Genomic DNA, 21287 nt, shown 5'->3' with positions numbered 1-21287 from the left:
GCCGGTCCGCCGTGCCGCGGGGGCGGGTCCTGGGGTCCGGGAGGGCGGATGAGCAGCCAGTACGTGCCGCAGGGCGCTGTCCTTGCCGTGGTGTACGAGCCGGTCCCGCTGTCGCCGGGCGGCCCGCTGGTGCTGGAACTGCGCGGCCCGCTGGGCCCGGCGGACGCCGAGACGGTCGCCGCCCGGCTCGCGCAGCGCCACCGTGCCTTCGGGGTCGCGCTGGACAGTCACCGGCCCGGCCACCACACGCTGCGCCTGACTCCGCCCGCCGCGGGCGGGTGCGCTGCGCTGCCCGCGGACCTGCTGGCCGACCTGCTGGCCCCGCCCCCGCCGGGCGGGGAGATCCTCCCGGTCACCGGACACCAGCAGACCCTGCTGCGCGCCGCCCTCACCCCCGCCGGCACCCCCGCCCCTGCCGGCACGGGCACCAACAGCACCAACAGCAACGACGGCGGCGGCAGCAGCGGCGGCGGCAGCGAGGGCGGTGGGGGTGGTCTGGTCGAGCAGTTGTACTGGGATTGGTCCGGGCCTTTTGACGTGGCGCGGTTCGCCGCGGCGTGGCAGTCCGTCGTCGACCGGGAGTGTGTTCTGCGGGCCTGTTTCGACTGGGTCGCCGCGCCGCGTCTGGTGCTGCACGCCCGGGCCGAGGCGGACATCGCCGTGTTTTCCCCGGCTGCCGTCACCTGGCCCCAGCTCCTGCGGCGGGACCGGGCGCGGGGGTTCGCGCTGCACCGGCCGGGGCTGCTGCGGCTGACCGTGCTGGAGGCGGAGCCCGGCGGCGGTGCGGGTGCGGCGCCGCCGCGGGTGCTGCTGACCTATCACCCGGCTCTCCTCGACGAGCGGGGTGTGCATCTGCTGCTGCGGGAGTTCTACCGCGCCTATGCCGGCGGCGGTGTCCTGCCCGGCGGGGAACGCCGTCCCGACCTGCGCGACCACGCCCGCTGGCTGGCCGGCCAGGACACCACGGCCGCGCGGCAGTTCTGGGCCCGCGCCGCGCCGCCGGCGCGGGCCGCCGCCCGCCCGGGACGGCCGGGCGGCGCCACCGGGCAGAGCGGGCCCGGTCTGCTGCACACCCGGCTGCGGGCGCCGGAGACCTTCCGGCTGCGTTCCTGGGCCGCGCTGCGCGGCGCCGCCGAGTCCAGCGCGCTGCACCTGGTGTGGGCGCTGCTGCTGTACAGGGCGGCTCGCGCCCCGGGGCCGCTGCCGGTGAGTTTCGGGGTGCAGCTGTCGGGCCGGGACATCGCCCTGCCGGGTGCCGCGGGCATTCCCGGCCTGCTGGACAGCCCGCTGCCGATGACCGTGACCGTCGATCCGGCCGCCCCGCTGGCGGACCTGCTGCACCAGGTCCGCGACACGCTGCTGGACCTGGCCGCCTACCCGTGGGCCAGCACCGAGACGATCCGCGCGTGGACCCCCCGCCCGCCCACCGCCCCCGCCCCCGCCCCCGCCTCCGGTCCCGTCCCTGGTCCTGTTGCCGGTTGCGGCCCCGCTGCCGGTTCCGGTCCGGTCTGCGGTGCCGGCGGCACCCTGGTGCGTTTCGACGGCCCGCTCCCGCTGCCGAAGGCCCTGCGCAGCGAACTCGCCGCCCAAGGCGTCCACGCGGACACCCCCCGCAGCGCGGCCGGCGCCACCGGCGGGCCCGTCACCCTCGCCGCCCGGCACGACAGCGCAGGCGGTCTGGTCCTGGGCCTGTCGTACGACCGGGCGCAGCTGGCGGACGAGGACGCCGCCGCCCTGCACTCCCAGTGCGTACGCCTGCTGCGTGCGCTGCCCGGGTACCGGCAGGCCCAGGCCAGTGCCGGACAGCTGCTGGACCTGCTGGCCCACAGCGCGATACCGCGCACGGCCCGGCCCGTGCCGCCCGGGCCGCACCCCGCCCTGACCGTGCTGCGGCCCGGGCATCCGCACGCGGACGTGATCTGCCTGGTCACCGCCCCCGGTGTGCCGGCGGGCAGCTACGACCTGTTCGTCCGCGGCCACCGCGGCCCGGAGCAGATCGTGGCCGTGCACGGGGACGGCGCGCCGGGCGTGCTGCCGGCCGTGCTGCACCAGGCACCCGGGCCGGGCCGGCGCCTGGTGCTGTGCGGGTGCGGGCCCGGCGGGAGGGCGGCCTACGAACTCGCCCAGCGCACGCCGCATGCTCCCGGCGCCGCGGCGGCCGTGGTCATGACCGGCATCGGCGACGCCGCCGCCTGCGCGTCCGCCCTCGCCCGGGGGGTGCGCTCCGTCCTCACCCCGCCCCCCTGAACCCGCCCCGCCCCGCCGTCCCGCTCCGCCCCGTGTCAGGGCCGGCCGCGCCGGAGCTGGACGTACGTCCGCTCGCCGTGTGCGTCCCTCACGCCGATGGTGACGCTCTCCCGTGCCCCGGCGGGCTCTGCGGGTATCCCGTCCCTCTGGCAGGCGGCCTGCGTAAGGAGTTCCTCGCTCACCCGTACGCCGGTGAGGCGCTCGGCCGGCGCGCAGAGGGCCGCCTTGCGGTCGGTACCGGGAGCCTGGCCGCCCGCGGGGTGGAGAGCGGGCCTTGTCTCATCACGGGGTTCAGCTCACCGGGCGTGCTGCCGGTCCTGGCCGCCGGGCACCCGGCGGCGGTGCGCAGGTCCCCGTATCTCGTACCGGTGGAAGAAGTCAGGGCAGCCCGGCCATCTGCACTCAGTCCGACATCGACCGCTGGGTCACCGAAGGCCCCTGGCTGCGGCACATCGCTCGGACGTCCTCTGGGCCGTCGAACACCGTCACGCAAGCGGTATCGAGATCCCCCTCCCTGTCCGGGAGGATGAGATGACCGGGATCGAGCAGACCTCCCGCTGGGAACTCGTCCGTCACCTCTTCCGTGATGAAGCCATCGACCTCGCCGACCGGGTCGCAGGGCTGCTGGTCTTGCTGTTCGCCCAGCACTTGAGCCACATCACGACCCTGACCGTCGATCACGTGACCCACGTGCACGGCGTGGTGAGCCTCTCCCTCGGCAGCCATCCACTGGAGATGCCCCCGCCGCTGGACACCCTCATCCTTCGCCTGGTCAACGAACGCAAGGGATGTGCGGTTGTCGCTCAGACCGACGGCCACCCTTGGCTTTTCCCAGGTGCCTTCGCGGGCCGCCCGATGACCAACAAGCAGCTGATGCGACGGTTCCATCGCCTCGGTATCCGCACGAAGCCGGTCCGCAGCACCGTGCTCCTGGACCTCGCCGCCGAGCTGCCCGCCGTCGTCCTGAGCCGCCTCCTCGGCATCAACATCCAGTCGGCCACCCAATGGACCCAACGCTCTGGGGCCTCCCGAAACGTCTACGCGGCCGACTTTTCCCGCCGAGCTGTGCCTGGTGGAGCTGTCCCGGGACCGCCTGGCCGAGGCGGTGGTGGCCCGGTGCCACAGCGACCGCATCGAGCCGCTGGCGCCAGCGATCCGGCTGTCAGCGGCAGCGCCTGGAGCCCGGCTCCCGGGGATTCGGGGCTGGGCTCCAGGCCGTCCAGTCCCAGTGATGGGATGTCAGTGCTGCTGGCTGTGGGGGGTCTTCTCGCCGGCCTCGACGGCGAACGGCAGCCGGTTCTCGGCGGGAGCGACGGGGCAGACGGGCATGCCGCTGAACGCGCAGGGCAGGTTGAGCGCGCGGTTGAAGTCAAGCACGACGGTGCCGTCCTGGTCGGGTTCGGGGACCGAGAGTGAGCGGCATGCGCCGTAGGTGGTGACACCGCTGGTCGCGTCGGTGAAGACCACGACCATGCCGTAGGGAGAACTGGTGGGCGTCAGTGTGTGCTCACGCCCGGCGTGGGTGAACGTGATGACGCCCGGCGAGGTGTAGGTGTACTTGTCGGTGCCCACCGTGTCGAAGTCGAGCGGCTTCGGTGCGGTGTGGCGGTCGAGTCGGCCCTGCAGGACCCAGCCGGGGTTAGGGTCGAAGGTCGGCACGCCGCGGAACTCGGTGCGCTCCGGAGCCTGCGGGTCGTAGTTCACCAGCAGGTACTGGTCCCGGTAGGTGACTCCGATCTGCAGGTCGCCGGCGATGATCCGGGTGTCGTCCGGAGCGTCGCTGAGATCGAAGCCCCGGACATCGGTGAACGACTCGCCGTCGTAGGACATCGTCTGCCCCTGCGGATCGACGTACAGCTTGGTGCCTTCCTGCCACCACTTCCCCGGCTGGCCGGGGAAGTGCTGCGGGTCCTCCTCGACCCAGTTGATGGATGCGGCGGCCAGCCAGCCGTGGGGCTGCGTCAGGAACTGCTCCCAGCCCGCGCGCCAGTCGCGCCACTCCTGGATGTACTGCGTGCTGCTGTCGGAGCTCTGCGTGGTCATTGTCTCTTCCCTTGCGGTGAATCGAACGGGATCAAGGTGCTGGTGGTCCGCAACGGCCCGCGCGTACGCACGAGCTTGCATTGGATTCCCCATTTGGCGAATGGACTTGCGGAGGTGGCAAGAGCGGGCTGTTCGCCGGACAGGGGGACGTCGTCTTACGCGGCGTCTTGTGGGTTGGTGCGCTTGGCGTTGATCAAGGCGAGCAGGATGATCAGGGCGAGTGTGATGAGGCTGCCGCCTGCTATGAAGGCGATGCGGTACCCGTGGAGGTAGGCGCTGTCCTGCACGGCGGCGGTGACGGGGTGGTGGGCGGCCAGGTAGCTGCTGAACGCTGCGACGTAGAGCGTGTTGAGCAACGCGGTTCCCAGCGCCCCGCCGACCTGCTGGGTGGCGTTGAGTACGGCGCTGGCCACGCCCGCGTCGTGCGGTGCGACGCCGTGCAGCGCGACGGTGGAGATCGGGACGAAGACCATGCCCAGGCCGATGCTCATCACGATCTCAGCGGGCAGGACCCCGCCGAGCCAGGTCGAGCCGGGGTGCAGTGCCGACAGCATGAACAGGCCGGCGGCGCCCATGGCGGTTCCGGTGACGAGCAGCGGCTTCGGGCCGAGGCGGTTGAGCAGGCCCGAGACGAGCGTCGCGGTCACGATGATGCCTGCGCTGAACGGCAGGAAGCCGAGGGCGGCCGTGAGCGGGCCGTAGCCGAGGTTGATCTGGAAGAAGTACGTCAGGAACAGGAAGATGCCGAACATGCCGGCGAAGATGATCAACGAGGCGAGCAGTGCGCCGCCGCGGTTGCGGTCGAGCACCACGCGAAGGGGCAGCAGGGGGTGGCTGGTGCGTGCCTCGCGGGCGACGAAGCCGGCCAGCAGTACCAGGGCGGTGGCGAGCAGGGTCAGCGTCGAGGGGGCGAGCCAGCCCACGCCGCTGCTCGCGGCCTGGGTGAAGCCATACACCAGGGCGGTCAGCCCGCCGGTGGCGAGGAGTGCCCCGGGCACGTCGTAGCGCCGATCGCCTTGGGCCCTGCTCTCGCGTACAGCGTTCAGTGCGAGCACCGCCACGGCGATCGCGAGCGGGACGTTGACGAACAGGGTCCAGCGCCAGCTCGCGAACTCGGTGAGGATGCCGCCGAGGATCAGTCCGAGCGCGCCGCCGGCGCCCTGGACCGCGCCGTAGACGCTGAAGGCTTTCGCTCGCTCTGCGGCATGGGTGAAGGTGACCGCGAGCAGGGACAGGGCCGCTGGTGCGAGGACGGCGGCGAAGGCGCCTTGCAGGGCGCGGGCGCTGAAGAGCATCGCCTGGTCGACTGCGGCGGCGCCGAGTGCGGAGGCGCCGGCGAAGCCGAGCAGCCCGATCAGGAACACGCGCTTGCGGCCGACGAAGTCGGCGATGCGGCCGCCGATCAGCAGGAGCCCGCCGAAGGGCAGCGTGTAGGCGGTGACGACCCACTGTCGGTTGTCGGGCGAGATGCGCAGATCGGTCTGTGCGTGTGGCAGGGCGATGGTCACGATGGATGAGTCGAGGACGATCATCAAGGTCGCGACGGAGATGAGGGCGAGGGCGAACCACCTGCGCGGGTCTGCGGCCAGTGGCTCCGGCTCGGCGGCGGACCGGACGGGAGCCGGTGTGGCCGTGGTCGGATCGGGGTTGTGGGGCATGGCGATCTCTCATCGCTGGCGGTGAGTGGGCTGGCGGTGGTGCTCCGGGGGCTGTGGGCGTTTGTCCGTGAGCGTGTGCGGCGCGCGCCGCTTAGCCTGCGCGGTGTCCGCTTCGCTCCCCTCGGGTCTTACTTCTGTGAGGCGAGCGCGCGGGTGGTGTCCTCGAGGGTCAGGTCGGCGTTGAGGGTGGCGGCCGCGGTGACGCCGGAGGCCGCGGACTGCATGACTCCGGCGGTCACGTCGAGGACGTTGCCGGCGACCCAGATTCCGGGGACACCGGTGAAGCCGCTCGGCTCGGCCTGGACTTGGCGGCCGATGCCCAACGGGTGGTCGGTGAGCTTCACGCCGAGGGGGCCCAGCAGGTCGGTGCGGGCCTCGAACCAGGGGTTGATGGCGACGGCCTCGCGCGGGTAGACCTTGCCTGAGGTGAGCCGGACGCCGGTGATGCGGTCGTCGTGGATCTCGATGGCTTCCACCTCGCCGCGCACGACCTTGATGCCGCGGGCGGCGAGTTGGGCCGACTGCTCCGGGCTGGGTTCGGGGGCGGTGTGCTGGAACAGGACCACGTCGGTGGTCCACTGACGCCACATCAACGCCTGCATGACGGCGGTGGGGCCGGTGCCCAGGACCGCCAGTGCCCCGTCGCGCAGCTCCCAGCCGAAGCAGTAGGGGCAGTGCACGACGTCCCGTCCCCACCGCTCGTGGAGCCCGGGGATGTCCGGGTAGTCGTCCACCAGGCCGGTGGCGACCAGGACCCGCCTGGCGCGGTAGCTGGCGCCGTCGCCGGCGGTCAGCTGGAATCGGCCGTCGTCGAGCCGGGTGATGGAAGCGACGGTGCCCTGGACGATGTGGCCGCCGTAGCTGCGAACCTCCTCACGTCCCAGGCGGAGCATCTCCAGGGGGTTCTTGCCGTCGCGGGTCAGGTAGCCGTGCATGTGCGCGGCGGGCGCGTTGCGCGGGTGGCCGGCGTCGATCACGAGGACCGAGCGGCGGGCGCGGCCGAGGGTGAGTGCGGCGGCGAGGCCGGCGAGACCTCCGCCTGCCACGGCCACGTCGACCGAGGCAATGTCCTCGTCGGTCGAGGACTGGGGCTCGGTGAGTGCTGGCTTGGTCATGCCGTCACTGTGCGACCGAGCCCCTCAAAAGTGGAAATGTCTTTGCGGAAAACGCAAAATGGAGAGGTGAGAGACAACTTTGACGCAGTCCTCGATGCAGTCGGGCCTCGGCTGCGTGCCATTCGCCGCCAGCACGGAACAACGTTGGAGCAGGTCGCCGAGCTGACAGGGATGTCGGTCAGCACTCTCTCGCGGATCGAGTCGGGTCAGCGCCGTCCCACGCTCGAGGTGCTCCTGCCCCTCGCCCAGGCATACCACCTGCCGCTGGACGAACTGGTCGGCGCACCGGCGACGGGCGACCCGCGCATTCACCCCCGCCCGGTGGCCAGGGACGGCGTGACGTGGGTGCCGCTTTCCCGCACCCCAGGCGGCCCCAACGCCTTCAAGCAGATCCTGCCGGTACCCGCGACGGTCCCCGCGCGGCTCGGCCAGCGAACGCACGAGGGCCACGAATGGATCTACGTGCTGACCGGCACGCTGCGACTCGCCCTGGGTGACCAGGACTTCCAGCTGCACGCCGGCGAGGCTGCCGAGTTCGACACCAGAACGCCGCACGGCATGGCGAACGTCGGCAGCCAACCCCTGGAACTGCTGATCATCTTCAGCCTGCAGGGCGAACGAGTTCACATGCGCGCCCGCACCAAATGACCTCAACCGGGTCATCGACCACTCCAGGTCCTGCGCATCCGCATCTGGGATGGAACCGGCGGCTGCGGCGCCCGGCATCCCGAACGGTCACCGCAGCCGCGCGTTCGCGCCCCGGGCCCACCGCCTGTGGCAGGTGCCCGAGGAACGTCCGAGCCGGATCGTGCGCCGGGGCCTGTCCTGGCGATCAGTCGAGCCGACGACGAGACACATGGTCGTGGCGCCCGTCGGTTCAGCCGGCGGTCTCGGCTGGCCCCCGTCCTCCTCGGCGCTTGCGGCGTCGCCACCGGCTGGCGCTGGGCCGACCCGGTCGTCGGCCTGCTCATCACCGTCGCCATCCTGATGGTCCTCAAGGACGCCGCCCGCGAGGTCTGCCGCCGCCTTATGGACTCCGTCGACCGCGCCGAACAGGCCATGAGCCAGGTCGAGGGCGTCGACCCCGGCGACCACACACGGTCACCAGCAAACTGGACTCTACGGAGAACTGGCGACAGTTGAATAGGCGAGCCCACCAGTAGGCGACCCCGACCCCTGGTACGCGGACTTACATGGTCGCGTTGATCGAGCACGCCATCACCGACTCATGCTGGTCGGAATGATCTCGGAGAAGCCGAGTCCCGCGACCCATCGGAAGGGCCCTACCGAGTTCTTCGGATTGTTGTCGGTCGTTGAGTCAGCGTGAGTCCGGTGCCAGCAAGGCAGCCGTCGATCAGGTCGGGGCGGAGCTGAATGTGACGCAGGCCCCGGCGGAGGGTGCGCTCGAGGTGCTCGTCGTCGGTGAAGGCGGTGTTGGCCAACGGGCCACGCCGTAACAGAGACCAGACGCCCTCCACCGGATTCAGGTCCGGTGCGTAGGAGGGGAGTTGAATGATGGTGAGCCACTCGTGTTCGGCAGCATCGTCACGCATCCCGGCGGCCCGGCGGGTGTTGAGATTGTCCCAGACCAGGACGATGGGGGCTTTCAGCTGGATGTGAGCACGCACGACCAGGTCGCGGTAGTCACTCCAGGCGAAGGTGTCGCGTCCTTTGCCCCGATGCCCTGCGGTGGCGGCGCGGCCGGTAGATCAACCGGGACACCTCGCCCGGCCGGTAGCAGCACATGGCGGCGACCGACCAGCGGCGCCAGGAGCGGCCCCGCACCCGCACCACCGGCGTGTGCCCACGCCGACCCCAGGTGCGAGCGCGCGATGGAGTCATTGAGAACCCGGCCTCGTCCTCAAAGACGGTGAACGCCCCCAGCGCCGCGGCAGTCATGCCACCTGTTGCCACACATCCTTCTTCCACAAGCCCACCGCACCCTCGTCGCGCTCCAGCGCCCTGCGGGCGGGACACTGCCAGGACCAGCCATGCCGGTGCATCAGCCGCCACACCGCCGCCGACGAGCAGTCCAGCCGGAACTTCGGGCGATCAACGCTCTGATCCGGGCCGGCGTCCAGCGCTGGTCCTCCCAGCCATGCACGGCCGGCCCCAACGCCAACTCCTTCTCCAACTCGGCGAACTGGCCGTCGGACAGCCTGGGCAGCTTCGGCGGCCCCGCCGAGGCGAGGGCAGCCATACCGGCCTCCCGCCACGCACGACGCCAGCGTTCGACCGACCTCTCACTCACCCGCAGATCCTTCGCGATCACCGCGATTTTCTCCCCGCGCGCGAACCGCTCGCCGGCCTCGTACCGGATCCGTTCTTGAAACCGCCGCCGCTCAGCGGTCAGTCCACCACCCTGCGCGTACCGCATACCACCGGCCTACCGCAGGGATCACCACACGTCAGCACCCCCGGCAACAACCCGAAGAGATCAGTAACTCCGCAAGTTCCAATAGCCGGACCTACCAATATGGAGCTGGTCGAGCTTCAGCGTCTGGTCCTCACCGCCGTGGCCCCGCACATCGACCAGGCCATGCTTGCCGACCGCATCGCCGAGGAAGTGCAGCACGCGGGCAGCTCCGGGCATTCACCGATGGAGGGCCTCCCGACGGCTCACCGGGCCCTGAGTGACTCTCAAACCCATCGACATTGATCAAGAGCCAGGGTGACGCAGCGACTCCCGAAGTCGTCGACAAACGACTCCCGTTCTCGCCTACACAGCCTGGCGCTGGAACCCGCGGCGCCGCACCCGTGCAGAAAGGGGGCCTGGCCGACCCGTCGAGGGGGAGACGGCCAACCCCGCCGGGCAGCCCGGGCGGACCCCGCCTGTCCGCCCCGGCTTCGGCCCCGTATGCCGCCGGCCCGCAGCACGCCTCCCGCCCCTGTCCGTTGCCCGCCGCGACCGCGGCGGGCAACGGACAGGGGCGGGGGCAGCGGGCGGGAGCGGGAGGGGCCCGTCAGGCCGTGAACAGGTCGTAGGTGGAGCTGTGGCGCGGGCCTGCGAGGACGTCCAGCTGGGGGTCGACGGTCAGGACGGCCTGGTGGAGGCGTTGCAGCTGGGGGGAGGGTTCCACCCCCAGGTCCTCGATCAGCCGTACCCGCAGCCGGCGGTAGACCTCCAGCGCGGAGGCCTGCCGGCCCGAGCGGTACAGCGCCACCATGGCCTGGGAGTGCAGTCCCTCGTGCTGGGGGTGACGGGCGGTCAGTTCGATGAGTTCGGCGATGAGTTCGGCGTGCCGGCCCAGCCGCAGGTCGGCGTCGATGCGCCGTTCCACGGTGACCAGCCGGCTCTCCTCCAGCCGCACCACCTCGATCTCCAGGACCGGCCCCAGCCGTACGTCGACCAGGGCGGGGCCCTGCCACAGGCCCAGGGCCGCCTTGAAACGGGCGGCGGAGACCTCGTCGTCGCCGCTCTCGAAGGCGGCCTGTCCCTCCCTGGTCAGGCGGTCGTACTGGTGCACGTCGACGCAGTCGGGCGGGATCTGCAGCAGATAGCCGCCGTGCCGGGTGGCCAGCACCTCCTTGGCGCCGCCCGGCGCACCGGGCCCCATCGCGGTGCCCAGCCGCCGGCGCAGCTGCAGGATGTAGGTCTGCAGTGTGGTCAGCGCGCTCTGCGGCGGCTGTGTCGCCCAGATCTCCTCCATGAGGGTCGGGACGGGCATCACCCGCCCGGGATACAACGCCAGCAGCGACAGGATCTGCCGCGGCTTGCCCGCGCTCGGAACGATGGATCCCCCGTTGACCTCGGCACTCAACGGACCCAGAACCTGAATCCTCACGGTCTCCTCCGTATTCCGCATTCCGTATGTCGTCGAGCTCCTTGTCCCGTTCCATTCCGTTGGCCGGAAATCCGCGCCGCCGCTCACGCTAGCCGCGGCCGTCCCCGTCCAGCGTTTTCCTGGATCCGTTCTCGAGCGGACTTCCAAGTCCGGTGCCGCGTACGGCGTTCGGCGCGCTGGAGAACGTGTGTACGGCCGCTCGAAGAGAACTCCTGATTCCGCTGTCGCCGCACTCCACACGGCTACCGTCGTCCCCCTTTCCCCGCGCCGGCGCGGGGGCCGGCCGGATCCGTAGTCACCGCCACCGGCGCAGTCAAGACACCATGTCCCCGGCCCCGCCGCGGACGCGCCGCACCGCGCGCCGCCCGCGCCGCCGTCCGGCCCGCGCCGCCCCTTTGCCCGCCCGCCGGCCCGGGCGGCGGCTGGCCGAAGCGTTTCCCCCCGCCCCGCGGCACACGCCCCCGCGCCGCGCCGGTCCGCCGCCGTGTGCAGTGCTCTTCGAGCGCAGTGAGAGCGGTTCTTGAGCCCGGTGGCCGACGGTGTCCCCACGACCGAAGGAGGGGTATGGGCACGCCGGAGCACCACGAGCCCGTCCTGCGCGTGGAGCGCGGGCAGGCCAGCGACGAGGAACTGGCCGCACTGACCGTGGTGCTGCTCGCGCTGCGCGCGGGCGGCGCGTTCCCCCGCCGGGGCAGGCCGGTCAACGGCTCCCGCTGGTGGCGGCCCCGCACCCACCGGGCCCCGCGCAGCTGGCAGTGACACCGGCCCCGCACCCACCGGCCCCGGCGCGGCCGGCAGCGACAGCGGCCCCGCACCCAGCGGGCCCGGCGCGGTCGGCGGTGATGCGGAACTACCCGCCCCAGAAAGGGACCTGACATGGCAATGACCACCGCCCCCGCCCGCACCCAGGGCTCCGCCCCCGCCCCCACCCCCACTCAGGGCTCCGTCTCCGTCCAGGGCCCGGCCCCCGCCGCGGGCCCCGCTTCCGCCGAGCCGGGGCCGGCCGGTGTCCGCGGGCGCGTGGCCGAACTGCACGCGATCCGTGAGGCGGCCCGGCTGGGCCCGGGGGAGAAGGCGACCGCCGCGCAGCACGCCAAGGGCAAGCTGACCGCCCGGGAACGCATCGCCCTGCTGCTGGACGACGGCAGTTTCCAGGAGGTCGAGCAGCTGCGCCGGCACCGGGCGACCGGGTTCGGCCTGGAGGCCAGGAAGCCGTACACCGACGGTGTCATCACCGGCTGGGGCACGGTGGAGGGGCGTACGGTCTTCGTCTACGCGCACGACTTCCGTATCTTCGGCGGCGCGCTGGGCGAGGCCCACGCCACGAAGATCCACAAGATCATGGACATGGCCATCGCGGCCGGCGCGCCGCTGGTCTCCCTCAACGACGGCGCCGGTGCCCGCATCCAGGAGGGTGTGAGCGCGCTCGCCGGGTACGGCGGCATCTTCCAGCGCAACACCAAGGCCTCCGGCGTCATCCCGCAGATCTCGGTGATGCTCGGCCCGTGCGCGGGCGGTGCGGCGTACAGCCCCGCGCTGACGGACTTCGTGTTCATGGTCCGTGAGACCTCGCAGATGTTCATCACCGGCCCCGACGTCGTCAAGGCGGTCACGGGCGAGGAGATCACCCAGAACGGGCTCGGCGGCGCCGACGTCCACGCGGAGACCTCCGGCGTGGCGCACTTCGCCTACGACGACGAGGAGACCTGCCTCGCGGAGGTGCGCTACCTCCTGTCGATGCTCCCGCAGAACAACCGCGAGAACCCCCCGCACACCACCCCCCACGACCCGCCCGGACGGCGCGGCGAGAGCCTCCTGGACCTGGTCCCCGCGGACGGCAACCGCCCCTACGACATGGCGAAGGTCATCGAGGAGATCGTCGACGACGGCGACTGCCTGGAGGTCCACGAGCGCTGGGCCCGCAACATCATCTGCGCGCTGGCCCGTCTGGACGGCCAGGTGGTGGGCATCGTCGCCAACCAGCCGCAGGCCCTGGCCGGCGTGCTGGACATCGAGGCCTCCGAGAAGGCCGCCCGGTTCGTGCAGATGTGCGACGCCTTCAACATCCCGATCGTCACCCTGCTGGACGTGCCCGGGTTCCTGCCCGGGGTGGACCAGGAGCACGGCGGGATCATCCGGCACGGCGCGAAGCTGCTGTACGCGTACTGCAACGCGACGGTGCCGCGGATCTCGCTCATCCTGCGCAAGGCGTACGGAGGTGCCTACATCGTCATGGACTCCCAGTCCATCGGGGCCGACCTCACCTACGCCTGGCCCACCAACGAGATCGCCGTGATGGGTGCGGAAGGTGCGGCAGGCGTCATCTTCCGCCGGCAGATCGCCGAGGCCGCCGACCCCGAGGCCATGCGCGCCCGCATGGTCAAGGAGTACAGGTCCGAACTCATGCACCCCTACTACGCCGCCGAACGCGGCCTGGTCGACGACGTCATCGACCCCGCCGCCACCCGCGAGGTCCTCATCCGCTCCCTGGCCATGCTGCACGCCAAACACGCCGACCTGCCCTCCCGCAAACACGGCAACCCCCCGCAGTAACCCCCGCCCCGCCCCCTTCCCTTCCCCGACCCGTCCTGCCCCTTGCTGCCCCCGTCCTGTTCCCGGGAGCAGACCCGGCGGTCTGCTTTGCGGGCCGCCGGCCGCAGCGGGCAGGGCCGGGGCCCGGCCCCTTCCTGGAGGGTGCGGACCGCGGAATTCCGGCCCTCCGGCGGCCTGTTGCCCGTATGCCGCCGGCCTGCTGCCGGCCCGTCACCCGATAGAAACAGCACGAACGGTCTAGTATTGACAGACCGGAAGTGCTGTTTTGTAATCGTGGGTGCGGCACGGCACACCGACCAGGGGAGACGGCGTGGACATCGACGTACTGGGCGCACTGGCGGTGCGGGAGAACGGGGTGTCCATCACCCCGACCGCGCCGAAACCGCGGCAGGTCCTGGCTCTGCTGGCGCTCCACGCCGACCAGGTGGTGCCGGTCGCGGCCCTCACCGAGGAGCTGTGGGGCGCGGCCCCGCCGCGCAGCGCCCGCACCACGCTGCAGACGTACGTGCTGCAGCTGCGCGAGCTCATCGCGCAGGCGCTGGGGGACGACCGGGCCGCCGCCAAGGACGTCCTGATGACCCTGCCGGGCGGCTATCTGCTCGCCTCCGGCGGCGGCAGCAGTGACGTGCGCGCCTTCGAGCGGCTCGCGGGGGAGGGCTACCGGGCCATGGACCAGGGCGCCTTCGCCGAGGCGGCCCGCACCCTGGGCCGGGCGCTGGCGCTGTGGACCGGGACCGCGTTCGCCGACGTCCAGGCCGGGGCGCAGCTGGCGATGGAGGCCCGGCGGCTGGAGGAGAGCCGGCTGTGCGCGCTGGACCAGCGCATCGAGGCAGATCTGCGGCTGGGCCGCCACCGCGAACTGCTGCCCGAACTGACCGTGCTGACCAGCCGTTACCGCACCCACGAGAACCTGCACGCGCAGTTCATGCTGGCCCTGCACCGCTCGGGGCGGCGCAGCGAGTCGCTCAGCGTCTACCACCAGCTGCGCGCCACCCTCGATGCGGACCTGGGCCTGGAGCCCTCGCCGCGGCTGCGGCGGCTGCAGCACTCGATCCAGACCGCGGCGCCGGAGGCGGCACCGGCGCCCGCCCCGGCCGACGGCGCAGGCCCGCCCGCACCCGCGCGGGTCCGCTGACACGGCGCGGACCCGCGCGGCCGGCCCGGCAGGGCAGTGCGGCAGGGCAGCTTCCGCGGGATGCGGTGACGGCGCCGGCGGCGGGCGGCTCATTCTTTGGGCGGAGGGCCACGGCGGCGGCTGGTTCCCGGGAGCCAGTCACCACCGGCGGGGATCACCACGGCCGGGGATGTGGCGGGGTGCCGACGGCGCCCACAATGCCACAACGGCCACCCGGGATACGACCCTTGGAGACGCCCACCATGACATCCGTCCCTCAGCCGCCCGCGGTCTCGCCGACGCCCGCGGCCGACGTGCTCGCCGAGCTCACCGCGGTGCTGGCGGGCATGATGCGCATCGAGCCGCAGGCCCTCGACGCGCAGGAGCCCTTCCGGCTGCTGGGCCTGGACTCGATGCTGTCGGTCGAGTTCGTCGCGGCACTCAACGCCCGCTACGGCACCCGGATCGCGGCCACCGCACTGTATGAGCACCCGACGCCCCAGGCACTGGCCCGGCACGTCGCGGCCGAACTCGGCACCCCCCGCCCCGCCACAGACACAACCACAGCCCCAGATGCAGCCGCAGAGGCAGATGCAGCCGCAGAGGCAGATGTGGCCGCGGATGCGGATGCGGATGTGGATGTGGATGTGGAGGCGGTCACGGGCACGCTGCGGGGGCAGCTCGCCGGGATCCTGCACTGCGGGCCGGGGGACATCGATGTGAGCGCGCCGTTCGCGGCGCTGGGGCTGGACTCGATCCTGGCCGCGGAGTTCCTGGCCGGCATCAACCGCACCTACGGCCTCAGCGAGCAGCCCGACCTGCTCTACGACCAGCCCGACCTCAGGGCCATGGCGGCGTACGTCAGCGCGCGGGCGGCGCACAGCGCGCACCGCATGCCCGCGTCCGGCCGCCCCGGCGCGGCTTCTGCCGTCGCGGCAGGGCGGGCGGGGCCGTCCCCGGCGCATCCGTCGCCGGGCGTCGCCCAGGGTCTGCCGGCGGCGGGGGTCGACCTGAACGCGCTGCTCGACGCGGTACGTGACGAGGTGCTCAGCATCGACGAGGCGGCTGCCCTGCTGGCGGCCCGCTCCGCCTGACGGACCGTCCGAGACGAAGGGCGCACGGTGATGGACACCCGGGAGATCCTGACGCGGTTCAAGGGCGGCACCCTGCGGCGTGAGCACGCCGTGGCCCTGCTGGCCGGCATTTCGCCGGTGGTGGCCCCGCCGGTGGTGGCCCTGCCGGTGACGGCGGAGCGTGAGCCGCTGCCCGGCCCCGGCCCCGGCCCTGTTCCCGGTGCCGGCGACGGTGCCGGGGCGGGGGCGGGGGCGGGTGTGCCGTGTGCGGTCGTGGGGATCCAGGGCCGTTTCCCGCAGGCGGGGGATCTGGACGCGTTCTGGCGCAACGGGCTGCAGGGGCGGATCGCCGCGGCCGCGCTCCCGGGCGGGCGGCGGTCGGCGTGTGCGGGCTGGCGGGGGCATTTCCTGGACGGTGTGGAGGAGTTCGACCCGGACCTGTTCGGGCTCGATGCCCGGCAGGCGGCGGGTCTGGACCTGCGGGAGCGGCTGCTGGCGCAGAGCGCGTGGCAGACGCTGGAGAGCGCCGGATACGCCGGAGCGCGTCTGGAGCGGCTCACCGCCGCCGACGGCACGGCGCGCAGCGTGGGCGTGTATGCCGCTTTCGGCCCGGCCGGCGGTGCGCTGCCGGGCACCGGGCGCCGGCACACCGCCCCCGCGGCTTTTCGGCCCGGACCGGCCGCGCGGCTGTCGCGGCTGCTGGATCTGCGCGGGCCCAGTCTGAGCGTGGACACCGGTGACTCCTCCTTCCTGACCGCGCTGCACCTCGCGCTCGGTGCGCTGCGCGCGGGCGAGTGCGCCGCGGCGCTGGTCGGCGCGGTCGAGCTGCGCCTGCATCCGGCGTGCCAGCGGCCCGGCGGCGGTGAGGGGGTGGCGGCCGTGCTGCTCAAGCCGCTGGCCGCGGCCCGTGCCGACGGCGACCGCGTGCACGCCGTGATCCGCTCCAGCGCGGTCGGCCACCCGGGCCGCGCCGCTCCCGGCCCGCAGCACGGCCGGCTGGTCGGCCGGGCGCTGGCCGCGGCCGGCCTGCGGCCCCCGGGCACGGGCCCGCAGCACCCGGACGCCGGCCCGCAAGGCCCGGACGCCGGCCCGCAGTGGGAGGCGCCGGACGCCGGCCTGAAGGCTGTGGGGGTCGGTCTGGAGGAGAGTTCCCGGACGGTGGCGGCGCTGGTGGGCGATGCCGGGGCGGTGACCGGGGCGGCGGCCCTGGTCCGCGCCGTGGGGCAGCTGCGCCACGCCGTGCTGCTGGCCGGCCCGGACCGCCCCGCGCCCGCCGCCTGGGAGCCGGCCCGCCGCGACGACGGCACCGTGCTGCCCCGCAGGGCGCTGGTCAGCGTGCCCGGACCCGCAGCCCCCGCAGCCCCCGCGGACGCCGCAGACGCCGTAGGCCCCGCAGACACAGTGGACGCGGCAGACGCTGCGGACGGCGCGGACGGCGCGGACGGCGCGGACGGCGCGGACGGCGTGGACGGCGCGGACGGCGTGGACGGCGTGGACGGCGTGGACGGCGTGGAAGGTGGGGAGGGTGGGGGTGCGGTGCTGGTCGTGGAGGAGGCGCCTGCCGTCCCCCGCGCCCCGGCCCGCACAGGCCCGCCGCCGGGCACGCGTCCCGCGGAACTGGTGCTGCTGTCCGCCGCCACGCCCGCGCACCTGGCGGCCACCGCCGGCCGGCTCGCGGCCCGCCTGTCCGACGGCGGCGGCCGGGACGGCGGCCAGGCGGCCCCGGATCTCGCCGCGGTCGCGCACGAACTGCGCCTGGGGCGGGCGGTGTTGCGCTGCCGTCTGGCGGTGACCGTCCGCACGGTCGCCGAACTGGCCGACGCGCTGGCCGGCTTCGCCGCACACCCCGGCCCGGGCAGGGGCCCGGCGGGCGTGCGCAGCGCCGATCTGCGCACCGCCGCAGGCCCGCCGCTGATCGAGGGACTCGAGGAGACCCGCGCCTACGTGGCCGCCCTGTGGCAGGGCGGCCGCCTGGAGCAGCTGACACGGCTGTGGCTGGCCGGGGTCGACGTCTGCGCCGTACTGCCCGCGCATCCCGGCCCGGCCGCCGTCGAGCTGCCCGCCACCGTGCTGCGGCCCCGCCCGCTGGAGCTGGGCCCCGGCACGGACGGAGCACCGCAGTGACCACCCGCCCCGCACCCCCGGCCACCCCCACCCCCACCCCCACCCCCACCCCCACCCCCGGACCCGAGCCCGCCCCTGCTTCCGGGGCGGGGGGCGGGGAGCCGGTCAAGCTGTGGCTGTGTCCCAACGACGGCCTGCCGCCCGAGGTCGCGCTCCTGCTCGCCACGCACTGGCTGGACGCGCAGGAGCAGAAGACCGCGAGCCGCTTCCTGTTCGAACGCGACCGGCGCCAGTACCTCCTGGCCCACACACTGGTGCGGCGCGCACTGGCGCTGGAGGCGGGCCTGGCCGAGGCCGAGCTGGTCATCTGGCGCTCCGCGCGGGGACGGCCCTTCTTGCGGCCCGCCGCCGCGGGAGGGCCGCGCGGCGGGTCCCAGCTGGACTTCAACCTCTCCCACGCGGGCGGCTACAGCCTGCTGGGCATCGTGCGCCGGCACCGCATCGGCGTGGACGTGGAACGGCTGGAGGACCGGGACGAGCGGGCCATCACCACCATCGTGCGGACCTTCGCCGCCCCGGAGCGGGAATGGGTCGCACAAGCCCCCAAGGGGCCGGCCCGGGACCGGCGCGCGCTGCGCGTGTGGACCCTCAAGGAGGCCTACTCCAAGGCCCGCGGCCTGGGTCTCGGGCTGCCCTTCGACGCGTTCGTCTTCACACTGGACGACGAACGCGGCGTACGGGCCTTCACCCCGCCGGCCGACGACACGGCCCGCCCGTGGCGGTTCGTCGAACTGGAGCCGGTGCCCGGCGTGCTGGTCGCCGTCGCCGTCCCCGCCGACGAGGCGCAGGACCCGGTCGTGCACCTCGGCTACGGCTTCCCCTGGAGCCGCGCGGCACTGCGCAGCTTCCCGCTGCCCCACCCGGTGGGCGGACACCCCTCAGCACGCCCCGCATAGGACATGAGGCGCCACACGCCACACGCACCACACGCCACGTGTGCGGCAGGCGCGGGGAAGCGGCCCGCGTCCACCGGTGGCGGTCCGCCGCACTTGCCGGCGGCAGCGCCGGACAACGGCAGTAAATCCCTGTGCCGGGCGCCTTGGGCCCGCCGAGGATGGCCGTATGACGCTCACTTCGCAGGCCCGTTCCTTCGACCAGGCCGCTGCCGGCTATGCCGCGAACCGCCCTTCCTATCCGCCCGCCCTGCTCCCTGCGGTCGAGGAACTCGCCAACCGTCCCTTAAAAGGCGCCCGGGTCGCGGACGTCGGTGCCGGCACCGGGCTGGCGACCGCCCTTTTGCACGCCCGCGGCGCGCGCGTCATCGCGGTCGAGCCCGGCCCCGCGATGGCCGCGCAGTTCCGCCTGCGGCTGCCTGACGTCCCTCTCGTGCTCGGGGACGGCAACAGCCTGCCGCTGGCCTCCGGATCCGTCGACATCCTCACCTACGCCCAGGCCTGGCACTGGACCGCCCCCCGCAGGTCCGTCCCGGAAGCCGTCCGGGTGCTGCGCCCCGGCGGCGCGCTCGCCCTCTGGTGGAACGACTCGGACAGCACGGTTGGCTGGATAGCCGGCCAGGACGCCCGCCTGCGCCGTCTCTTCGGTGCCGGCACCGAAGAGCCCGACCCGATGGCCCGGTTCCGTGGCCTGCCGCCCGAACTCGGCTTCGTCCACCGGCAGATGTCATGGACCAGGAACGTCCCGCTCGACACCCATCTCGCGAACCTCGCCAGCTACTCCGACTTCCTCGTCCGCGGCCAGGACGCCACACGGGCGTTCCTGGCCGCGGAGCGCGGTCTGCTGAGGGAGGTCTTCCCGGACGGGACGGTCGAGGAGCGCTACGTGGTCAGCCTGGCCGTTGCCGCCCCCTGACACCGCGCTGCGCCAGGGCCCCGTACCGGGTCCGGAGCGATGGCACCGCGACAGCAGCCCGGACCCGCTGCCGCCGACGGCGGCACGGCCCCCGCCCGTACCGCCCGCACCGCCTGTACGGGCTGTGCGGGCTGAGGCCGGTGCGAGGGTGCGGGGCGCGCCCATCTCCAGCGGGTTTCGAAGGGGTCTCGAGCCCGGGCGCCGACCGTGGGGCATCCGGACATCCGCTGTTTTTGCTGTCTGCCGCCGGGAGGTCGTGCCGTGCCCATCCTCAGGTATCTGGAGAGCCCGCTGGACGACCTGCTGCGGCGGGCCGCGGCCCGTGACGCGCACGCCCCGGCCGTCACCATGGCAGGGGCAGGGGCAGGGGCAGGGGTGTCGTTCGCGGCCCTGGACCGGGAGGCGGACCGTGTCGCCCACTACGTGCGGCGCGCCGCGGGCCGGGCCGGCGCGGTCGTCGCCGCGGCCGCCACCCTCGATGCGGTCTTCCCCGCCGTGTACTACGGCACCGTCCGCAGCGGCCACCCGCTCGCCCTGCTCGACCCGCTGACGGGGCCGGCCGCCCTGTACGAGGTGTGCTCGGCGGCCGGGGCCGAGATCGCCTTCGTACCCGCCGCGCTGGCCGGGCTGCTCGCCGGGCTCGGTGACCGGCTGCCCCTGCTGCACACCGTCGTCCTCACGGACATCCCGGCGGACGCGGCAGCAGACACGCCGACGGGTGCGGGCGGGGGTGTGCCGCTGGCGCGGGCGCTGGCGTCGGTGCCGGCCGGCCGGTCCGCGCGGACACCGACGCCGGGCGTGGACGCGGTGGCGTGCCTGCAGTTCGCCCCGGACGGTGCGGGACGGCTGAACGGGGTGCGGCTGACGCACCGCAACCTCCTCGCGGGCGCCGCCCAGACCGCGCTCGCCCACCGTCTGGGCCCCTCCTCCGTCGTCCTCAACCACCTGCCGCACTACCACGCCGCGCACCTCAACTCGGCCGTCCACGCCGGGGCCCGGCAGGTGCTGTGCCCCCACCCGGATCCCTTCGGGGCGCTGGAAGCAGCCGTGCGGGCGGGGGCCACCCACTTCTACGCCCCGCCCGCCCGGCTGCACCGCCTCGCCGGCGACACCCGGCTGGGCGGGGCCGCCGCCCGCACGGGCGGGCACCGGCTGAGCGCCCTGCACGTCAGCGGCGGCGCGCTGGAGCCCGGCCGTGCCCGCCGGCTGCGCGACGCGCTGCGCGTGCCGGTCCTGCAGGGCTACGGCCTCACCGAGGTGTGTGCCCTCTCCCACCACCAGCCGCCCGGCTCGCGGCCCGGTCTCGGCGCGGTCGGGGTGCCGCTGCCGGGCACCGAGTGCCGGGTCGTGCTGCCGGGCGGCGCCCGGCCCGCGCCGGTGTGGTCGACCGGCCAGGTGCAGATCCGCGGACCGCAGCTGAGCCCCGGCTTGTCGGCCGGCCCGGCCGGGGTGCCGCAGGACGCGGACGGCTGGCTGTCCACCGGCGATGCGGGCTATCTCGACGCGGACGGCGGACTGCACCTGGTGGATGCGCCCCGGTCCGTTTCCGCCTGACCCTTTGATCCCTGCGGGGATGCCCCGGCGTTCAGCCCCCGACGCCGCTTCCCGCCGGCCGTGAGCTGCGCCGCCGGCTGCACGCCCGGGCCGCCGTGGAGGCCTCCTGACCCTCACCCCCGGCGCGGGGCGAGACGGGGCGAGACGGGGTGAGAGGAGGTAGCGGACGGGTCGTGGCCCGCTGGAGCGCACCGGACACGGCCGCGGCCGCC

Annotated in this window: 18 protein-coding genes and 3 pseudogenes; 11 read left to right on the top strand and 10 right to left on the bottom strand. The window is 73.6% G+C overall.

Translation table 11 applies throughout. From position 1 onward, the window contains the following. Positions 1-48 precede the first annotated feature (48 nt). Positions 49-2247, top strand: a complete 2199-nt coding sequence (locus ACFZDJ_RS29345) for a condensation domain-containing protein (RefSeq protein WP_391063228.1) — start codon at positions 49-51, stop codon at positions 2245-2247. A 35-nt stretch (positions 2248-2282) separates the two neighbouring features. On the opposite strand, the pseudogene ACFZDJ_RS29340 reads toward ACFZDJ_RS29345, so the two are convergent. The 5 genes and pseudogenes from ACFZDJ_RS29340 to ACFZDJ_RS29320 form a co-directional block, all read right to left on the bottom strand. After that, positions 2283-2483 (bottom strand): annotated as a pseudogene (locus ACFZDJ_RS29340) (DUF6461 domain-containing protein); the annotation flags it as partial. 166 nt (positions 2484-2649) lie between these two features. Continuing rightward, positions 2650-3252 carry a hypothetical protein gene (locus ACFZDJ_RS29335; protein WP_391063226.1) on the bottom strand — a complete coding sequence of 201 codons (603 nt, stop codon included), beginning with the start codon at positions 3250-3252 and terminating at the stop codon, positions 2650-2652. Positions 3253-3486: 234 nt separating this feature from the next. Further along, positions 3487-4290: a DUF1684 domain-containing protein gene (locus tag ACFZDJ_RS29330; RefSeq protein WP_391063223.1), complete on the bottom strand. Its 804-nt coding sequence runs from the start codon at positions 4288-4290 to the stop codon at positions 3487-3489. A gap of 155 nt (positions 4291-4445) precedes the next feature. After that, positions 4446-5948, bottom strand: coding sequence for a DHA2 family efflux MFS transporter permease subunit (locus tag ACFZDJ_RS29325; RefSeq protein ID WP_390939343.1), 1503 nt, complete (start codon positions 5946-5948; stop codon positions 4446-4448). A gap of 128 nt (positions 5949-6076) precedes the next feature. Next, positions 6077-7063, bottom strand: coding sequence for an FAD-dependent oxidoreductase (locus ACFZDJ_RS29320; RefSeq protein WP_391063220.1), 987 nt, complete (start codon positions 7061-7063; stop codon positions 6077-6079). A 36-nt stretch (positions 7064-7099) separates the two neighbouring features. On the opposite strand from ACFZDJ_RS29320, the gene ACFZDJ_RS29315 reads away from it, so the two are divergent. Together ACFZDJ_RS29315 and ACFZDJ_RS29310 are read left to right on the top strand one after the other, a co-directional pair. Further along, positions 7100-7711, top strand: coding sequence for a helix-turn-helix domain-containing protein (locus tag ACFZDJ_RS29315; protein WP_390939467.1), 612 nt, complete (start codon positions 7100-7102; stop codon positions 7709-7711). 255 nt (positions 7712-7966) lie between these two features. Continuing rightward, positions 7967-8143: pseudogene (locus ACFZDJ_RS29310) on the top strand (cation diffusion facilitator family transporter); the annotation flags it as partial. A gap of 203 nt (positions 8144-8346) precedes the next feature. Here the strand turns inward: ACFZDJ_RS29310 and ACFZDJ_RS29305 are convergent. The 5 genes and pseudogenes from ACFZDJ_RS29305 to ACFZDJ_RS29285 form a co-directional block, all read right to left on the bottom strand. Then, positions 8347-8905, bottom strand: a pseudogene (locus ACFZDJ_RS29305) (transposase). Positions 8906-8958: 53 nt separating this feature from the next. Beyond that, a complete protein-coding gene (locus ACFZDJ_RS29300) occupies positions 8959-9066 on the bottom strand; it encodes a winged helix-turn-helix domain-containing protein (protein WP_390939339.1) in 108 nt (35 codons plus the stop codon). Next, entirely contained in the window at positions 9066-9440 is a 375-nt protein-coding gene (locus ACFZDJ_RS29295; protein ID WP_390939337.1) for a helix-turn-helix domain-containing protein, read from the bottom strand. Before ACFZDJ_RS29295 ends, ACFZDJ_RS29300 begins: the two co-directional genes overlap by 1 nt. A gap of 60 nt (positions 9441-9500) precedes the next feature. Next, entirely contained in the window at positions 9501-9638 is a 138-nt protein-coding gene (locus ACFZDJ_RS29290) for a hypothetical protein (RefSeq protein WP_390939335.1), read from the bottom strand. Positions 9639-10026: 388 nt separating this feature from the next. Further along, a complete protein-coding gene (locus ACFZDJ_RS29285; protein WP_054231258.1) occupies positions 10027-10848 on the bottom strand; it encodes an AfsR/SARP family transcriptional regulator in 822 nt (273 codons plus the stop codon). Positions 10849-11412: 564 nt separating this feature from the next. Between ACFZDJ_RS29285 and ACFZDJ_RS29280 the strand changes: the two genes are divergently transcribed. The 8 genes from ACFZDJ_RS29280 to ACFZDJ_RS29245 all read left to right on the top strand — a co-directional run bounded on the left by ACFZDJ_RS29280 (position 11413) and on the right by ACFZDJ_RS29245 (position 21075). Beyond that, on the top strand, positions 11413-11607 hold the full coding sequence (locus ACFZDJ_RS29280; RefSeq protein ID WP_101403443.1) for an acyl-CoA carboxylase subunit epsilon: 195 nt from the start codon (positions 11413-11415) through the stop codon (positions 11605-11607). A 123-nt stretch (positions 11608-11730) separates the two neighbouring features. Further along, positions 11731-13401 carry a carboxyl transferase domain-containing protein gene (locus tag ACFZDJ_RS29275; RefSeq protein ID WP_391063390.1) on the top strand — a complete coding sequence of 557 codons (1671 nt, stop codon included), beginning with the start codon at positions 11731-11733 and terminating at the stop codon, positions 13399-13401. 310 nt (positions 13402-13711) lie between these two features. After that, a complete protein-coding gene (locus tag ACFZDJ_RS29270) occupies positions 13712-14536 on the top strand; it encodes an AfsR/SARP family transcriptional regulator (protein WP_097281957.1) in 825 nt (274 codons plus the stop codon). Between the two features lie 242 nt (positions 14537-14778). Beyond that, entirely contained in the window at positions 14779-15609 is an 831-nt protein-coding gene (locus ACFZDJ_RS29265; RefSeq protein ID WP_391063217.1) for a phosphopantetheine-binding protein, read from the top strand. 30 nt (positions 15610-15639) lie between these two features. Beyond that, complete coding sequence (locus ACFZDJ_RS29260) at positions 15640-17712, top strand: beta-ketoacyl synthase N-terminal-like domain-containing protein (protein ID WP_391063214.1); 2073 nt, start codon at positions 15640-15642, stop codon at positions 17710-17712. Continuing rightward, positions 17709-18608 carry a 4'-phosphopantetheinyl transferase superfamily protein gene (locus tag ACFZDJ_RS29255; RefSeq protein ID WP_391063211.1) on the top strand — a complete coding sequence of 300 codons (900 nt, stop codon included), beginning with the start codon at positions 17709-17711 and terminating at the stop codon, positions 18606-18608. The genes ACFZDJ_RS29260 and ACFZDJ_RS29255 overlap by 4 nt, the downstream gene beginning before the upstream one ends. A gap of 166 nt (positions 18609-18774) precedes the next feature. Further along, on the top strand, positions 18775-19521 hold the full coding sequence (locus tag ACFZDJ_RS29250; RefSeq protein ID WP_391063208.1) for a methyltransferase domain-containing protein: 747 nt from the start codon (positions 18775-18777) through the stop codon (positions 19519-19521). Positions 19522-19782: 261 nt separating this feature from the next. Next, a complete protein-coding gene (locus ACFZDJ_RS29245) occupies positions 19783-21075 on the top strand; it encodes an AMP-binding protein (RefSeq protein ID WP_391063206.1) in 1293 nt (430 codons plus the stop codon). The last annotated feature ends 212 nt before the right edge of the window (positions 21076-21287 follow it).

The sequence above is a fragment of the Streptomyces sp. NPDC007896 genome (assembly GCF_042959425.1).
Classification (GTDB): domain Bacteria; phylum Actinomycetota; class Actinomycetes; order Streptomycetales; family Streptomycetaceae; genus Streptomyces.
The sequence above is the reverse complement of the archived record's forward strand: the minus strand, read 5'-3'. Positions and strand labels throughout refer to the sequence as shown.